Raw genomic sequence first — 5816 nt, 5'->3', positions numbered from 1 at the left:
GCACCGTCCCCCACCGAACCCCCGGCGGCCTCTTCGTCCCCGACCCCGGCGCGGAGGCGCACGAGGTGTTGCGGGCGGCACCGGCACGCATCGACCTCACCCCCGGCACCCCCGACCTCGCGGCCTTTCCCCGGACGGCCTGGTTGCGCGCGGAGCGCGCCGTGTTCGAGGACCTGCCCGCCGCCGACCTCGGCTACGGCGACCCGCGCGGCACCGCCGCGCTGCGCACCGCCGTCGCGGGGTGGGTCGGCCGCACCCGGGGGATCGCCGTGGACCCGGCGGCGGTCCTCGTCGTCTCCGGCACCGCCCAGGCGCTGGGCCTGCTCGCCGAAACCCTCCGGGCGGAGGGAGTGGACCGGGTGGCGGTCGAGGACCCCGGCTCGATGGGCGTGCGGGAGGTGCTGCGCGCACGCGGCCTGGACACCCCGCCGATCCCGGTGGACGACGAGGGCGCGGACATCGACGCCCTGCGCGCCGAGGGCGTCCGGGCCGTCCTCCTGACCCCCGCCCACCAGTTCCCCACCGGGGCGGTGCTGGGCGGGGACCGCCGGCGGGCCCTGATGCGGTGGGCCGAGGAGGTGGACGGCCTGATCGTGGAGGACGACTACGACGCCGAACACCGCTGGGACCGCCCCCCGGTACCCGCCCTGCAGGCACTGCTCCCGGACCGGGTGGTCCACCTGGGCAGCCTCTCCAAGACCCTCGCGCCCGGCCTGCGGATCGGCTGGTTGATCGCCCCGCCCGCCCGACGGTCCGCCCTCGTGGAGGCCAAGCGCCTCGCGGACCTGGGCACCTCCGTCCTGCCGCAACTGGTCGTCGCCCGACTGATGGAGTCCGGCGCTCTCGAACGCCACCTGCGGTTCCTGCGGACCCGGCACCGGCAGCGCCGGGACGCCATGATCACAGCCCTGGCCCGCCACCTGCCCGGCGGCACGGTGCACGGCGCCGCGGCCGGCCTGCACCTGACGGTGACCTTCCCGGAGGGCGACGACCTCCGGGCCGCCGCCGCGGCGCTGGAGGCGGGGGTGCGCGTCCACCCCCTGTCCTGGCACCGGTTCTCCCGGCCCGGGCCCCCGCACCCGTCGCCCCGCCGCCCGGGCCTGGTGCTGGGATACGCCGCCCACCCGCCGGGAGCGATCACCGAAGGAGTGGCACTGCTGGGCGGGGCGGTGCGCGGCCTCCTCGGCCCCTCGCACGGCACCCCCCGCCGCCCGGGCCCGGCCGCCGGGGCCGTCGGGGTCAACCCCGGTGGGAGCCCGACGGGTTGAGCACCGGCCCGATCCCCCGGGGGCGGAGGGGAGCCGGCCGCCCACCGGGACGCGCCCGGTCGGCCGCGTCGGCAGGCGCGTCCCGCCGGCAGACGACGGCCCGGGCCTGTCAGAATGCACGGGCCGTGCCGGTCCCGGTACGGCGAACCGATCCCGGCGGACCGGTCCCGCGCCCGCGCGCCCCCCTGCGCGGACGGCCCGGACCCGGACCGTCGACACCGGGCAAGAGGAGGCAGGGGCACTCGCCCCGAGAGCACCGTGACACAGTCCGCACAGACCCTTCCCGCCGGCACCGGCCGCACCGTCGAGGCCAGGATCGCCGAGGAACTGGCGGTCGCGGAGGGACAGGTGGTGGCGGCCGTCGGACTGCTGGACGGCGGCGCCACCGTGCCCTTCGTCGCCCGCTACCGCAAGGAGGCGACCGGCGGCCTCGACGACGCCCAGCTGCGCACCCTGGAGGAGCGCCTGCGCTACCTGCGCGAACTGGAGGAGCGCCGGACCGCGATCCTGGAGTCCATCCGGGAACAGGGCAAGCTGGACGAGGCCCTGGAGACCGCCATCCGCGCCGCGGAGACCAAGGCCCGGCTGGAGGACATCTACCTCCCCTTCAAGCCCAAGCGGCGGACCAAGGCGCAGATCGCCCGCGAGGCCGGCCTCGAACCCCTGGCCGACGGCCTGCTGACCGACCCCTCGGTCGAGCCCACCGCCGCGGCGGCCGCCTTCGTGGACGCCGAACGCGGTGTCCCGGACGTCGACGCCGCCCTGGCCGGCGCCCGCTCCATCCTCGTGGAGCGCTTCGGCGAGGACGCCGACCTCATCGGCGAGCTGCGCGAGCGCATGTGGAACCGGGGCCGGTTGATCGCCCGGGTGCGCCCCGGCAAGGAGGAGGCCGGCGCGAAGTACTCCGACTACTTCGATGTCGCCGAGCGGGTCGCCGAACTGCCCTCGCACCGGGCCCTGGCGATGTTCCGGGGGGAGAAGGAGGACATCCTCGACCTCGCCCTGGAGCCCGAGGCGGGCGAGGACGGGGAGCCGGAGTCCGCCGCCTACGAGCGGGCCGTCGCCCACCGCTTCGGCATCGTCGACCGGGGGCGCCCCGGTGACACCTGGCTGGCGGAGACCGTCCGCTGGGCGTGGCGCACCCGCATCCTCGTCCACCTCGGCATCGATCTGCGCTCCCGCCTGCGGGCCGCCGCCGAGGACGCCGCGGTCGGCGTCTTCGCCGCCAACCTGCGCGACCTGCTGCTCGCCGCGCCCGCCGGCACCCGCGCCGTGCTCGGCCTGGACCCCGGCCTGCGCACCGGCGTCAAGGTCGCCGTCGTCGACGCCACCGGCAAGGTCGTGGACACCGACACGGTCTACCCCCACGCCCCCCAGCGGAAGTGGGACCAGGCCCTGGAGCGGCTGGGCGAGCTGGCCGCCCGGCACCGGGTGGAGCTGGTCGCCATCGGCAACGGCACCGCCTCCCGCGAGACCGACCGACTGGCCGCCGACCTCATCGCCCGGCACCCGGAGCTGAACCTCACCAAGACACTGGTCTCCGAGGCGGGCGCCTCGGTCTACTCCGCCTCCGCCTTCGCCTCCCGCGAACTGCCCGAGCTGGACGTGTCGCTGCGCGGCGCGGTCTCCATCGCCCGCCGACTCCAGGACCCCCTGGCCGAGCTGGTCAAGATCGACCCGAAGTCCATCGGGGTCGGCCAGTACCAGCACGACCTCTCCGAGACCAAGCTCTCCCGTTCCCTGGACGCGGTGGTCGAGGACTGCGTGAACGGCGTCGGCGTCGAGGTCAACACCGCCTCCGCGCCGCTGCTGGCCCGGGTCTCCGGCATCGGCTCCGGCCTCGCCGAGAACATCGTCGCCCACCGCGACGAGAACGGCCCCTTCCGCAGCCGCAAGGAGCTGCGGAACGTCGCCCGGCTCGGCCCCAAGGCCTTCGAGCAGTGCGCCGGCTTCCTGCGGGTGCGCGGCGGGGAGGACCCGCTGGACGCCTCCAGCGTCCACCCCGAGGCGTACCCGGTGGTCCGCCGGATCGCCGAGCGCACCGGCACGGACGTCGCCGGTCTGATCGGCAACACCGCCGTGCTGCGCGGACTGCGCCCGGAGGACTTCACCGACGACACCTTCGGCGTGCCCACCGTCACCGACATCCTGCGCGAGTTGGAGAAGCCGGGGCGCGACCCCCGGCCGGCCTTCCGCACCGCCCGCTTCAAGGAGGGCGTGGAGAAGATCGGCGACCTGGAGCCGGGCATGGTGCTGGAGGGCGTGGTCTCCAACGTCGCCGCCTTCGGCGCCTTCGTGGACATCGGCGTCCACCAGGACGGCCTGGTGCACGTCTCGGCGATGTCGGAGAAGTTCGTCTCCGACCCGCGCGAGGTCGTCAAGCCGGGCGACGTGGTGCGGGTGCGGGTGCTGGACGTGGACATCCCGCGCAAGCGGATCTCGCTGACGCTGCGGCTGGACGACGAACCGGGCGCCGGACGCGGACGCGGCGGCCGGGACCGGGGCGGCCGGGGTGGTCGCGAGAGCCGCGACGGCCGTCCGGAGGGCAACGGCAACGGCCCGCGCGAGCGCGGCGGTCGGGGCGACCGGGGCGGCGCGCCCCGGCAGCGCGACCGTCGCGGCGGGGAGCGGCGCGGCGCGCCGGCCCCGATCAACAGCGCCATGGCCGACGCGCTGCGCCGCGCCGGTCTGACCGGCGGCGAGGGCCGCCGCTGACCCCGCACGCGGTCCCTCCGGGGCCCGGTCCCTCCCACCCGGGAGGGACCGGGCCCCGGAGGCGTTCGGGTGCCGATCGGCGAGCCCCGGCGGAGCGGCATGCGCGGGCTTGAATCCTGCGGGGCGCCTCACAGAAGGTGCTCACCCCCACCGGTCGACTCGCCGGCGGAGCCCTCCCGGGTACCCGACCGGGCACATCAACCGGTTCGGCGAGCACGGCACCCGTGAACTCGGCGTCCGGCCCGAGGCGTACGACCCGAAACCCGACGTCGACTTCACCCCGCTGCGCGAGCAGGCCCCGACCGCCACCGGCCTCCCCCGGGCCGCTTGACCGACCGCGCGCCTTCTCGGATCGACCGGTCGATCGATCCGAGTCCGAGCTCCGTCCCCGGCCCCGGCCCCGGCCCCGAGAGCGTCGGAGGACGTTCCCGGGGCCGGGGAACAAAGCTCGAGCTCACCGCCGGTTGTCGCACGGGAGCACGGCGCACGGCGCCGGCCCCTGGTTCAATCCCTCCGTGGTGCCCGGCCGGGACCGGCGTGCAGGTGCGCACGCGTCCCCTGCGGACCGAACAGGACAAGGAGTTCGACCGCGCCGCCGTCCGCGCTGCCCAGCCAGTGGGGCAGCGTCGTGTCGAATTCAGCCGCCTCACCGAATGACAGGACCAGGTCGCGCTCACCGACCAGCAGTCGCAGCCGCCCGTTGAGCACGTACAGCCATTCGGAGCCCTCGTGGGTCTGCGGCGTCGGCACCAGCGGTTCCGGACTCGCCGGGATGATCACCTTGAAGGCCCGGGTGCCTCCCGGCCGGTGGGACAGAGGCACGAACACCATGCCGAACCGCCGGATCGGCTTCAGGTGGATACGGGGATCGCCGGTGCGCGGGGCGCCGACGAGGTCGTCCAGGGGGACGTCGTAGGTGCGGGCCAACGGGAGCAGCAGCTCCAGGGTCACCCGGCGGCGGCCGCTCTCCAGCCGGGACAGCGTGCTCTCCGAGACCCCGGTCACCGCCGCGAGTGCGGCCAGGGTGATGCCGCGTTCGCGGCGCAGCACCCGCAGCCGGGGCCCCACGGAGCCGAGCGCGTCCTCCGGTTCACCGTTCATCGCACCATCTTGCGGGAACTGCAAGACGGCGTGCCAATTCGCGACGGTCCGGGCAAGAGTGGGTCGCGTCCCCCGGCAACGACGACAAGAAGGGTCATCGATGAGCACCACTGATGCGGCCGCGTTCTGGAACGACCTGTACGCGGACCGCCCGGCGCCCGCCGATCCGCAGCCGAACGCCACGCTCACCGAGACGGTAGCGGGCCTGCCGCCCGGCACCGCGCTCGACCTGGGATGCGGCGAGGGCGGCGACGCGCTCTGGCTCGCCCGCCGGGGGTGGCAGGTCACCGCCGTCGATGTGTCGGCCGTGGCGGTCGGGCGCCTCGCCGACCTCGCCGCCTCGTACGGCCTGGCCGGGCGCATGGCGGCCGAGCGGCACGACCTGCGCGAGACCTTCCCCGGTGGCGCGTTCGACCTCGTCTGCGCCCACTACCTGCACACCCCCTTCGACCTGGACCGGGCGGCCGTGTTGCGTACGGCCGCGCACGCCCTGCGCCCGGGCGGGCGGCTGCTGGTGGTCGACCACGGTTCGGTCGCTCCCTGGTCATGGGAGCAGGACGCCCGCTTCCCGTCCCCGCGGGAGGTCGCCGCCGGTATCGGCCTGGACGCGGGGACGTGGCCGGTCGAGCGCGCCGCCGCACCCCGCCGGACCGCTACCGGTCCGGGAGGGCGTACGGCCGAGGTCACCGACCACGTACTGGTCATCCACCGCGCCCGCTGAACCCGCCCGCC

The 5816-nt window shown here is 75.7% G+C and carries 4 protein-coding genes; 3 read left to right on the top strand and 1 reads right to left on the bottom strand.

The features are described from left to right. On the top strand, nt 1–1268 hold a 1268-nt coding region (locus FOE67_RS14410; protein WP_182664293.1), incomplete at its 5' end, for an aminotransferase-like domain-containing protein. 258 nt (nt 1269–1526) lie between these two features. Further along, nucleotides 1527–3983 carry a Tex family protein gene (locus FOE67_RS14405; protein WP_182664291.1) on the top strand — a complete coding sequence of 819 codons (2457 nt, stop codon included), beginning with the start codon at nt 1527–1529 and terminating at the stop codon, nt 3981–3983. A 504-nt stretch (nt 3984–4487) separates the two neighbouring features. Here the strand turns inward: FOE67_RS14405 and FOE67_RS14400 are convergent. Next, entirely contained in the window at nt 4488–5084 is a 597-nt protein-coding gene (locus FOE67_RS14400; RefSeq protein ID WP_182664289.1) for a helix-turn-helix domain-containing protein, read from the bottom strand. Nucleotides 5085–5184: 100 nt separating this feature from the next. On the opposite strand from FOE67_RS14400, the gene FOE67_RS14395 reads away from it, so the two are divergent. Beyond that, nucleotides 5185–5805, top strand: coding sequence for a class I SAM-dependent methyltransferase (locus FOE67_RS14395; protein ID WP_182664287.1), 621 nt, complete (start codon nt 5185–5187; stop codon nt 5803–5805). The last annotated feature ends 11 nt before the right edge of the window (nt 5806–5816 follow it).

This window comes from Streptomyces calidiresistens (genome assembly GCF_014141525.1).
GTDB lineage: Bacteria > Actinomycetota > Actinomycetes > Streptomycetales > Streptomycetaceae > Streptomyces > Streptomyces calidiresistens.
The sequence above is the reverse complement of the archived record's forward strand: the minus strand, read 5'-3'. Positions and strand labels throughout refer to the sequence as shown.

Excerpts from the sequence above, each read along its gene's own strand:
- FOE67_RS14400 (WP_182664289.1), bottom strand. The coding sequence starts at position 5,084 with ATGAACGGTGAACCGGAGGACGCGCTCGGCTCCGTGGGGCCCCGGCTG.
- FOE67_RS14395 (WP_182664287.1), top strand. The coding sequence starts at position 5,185 with ATGAGCACCACTGATGCGGCCGCGTTCTGGAACGACCTGTACGCGGAC.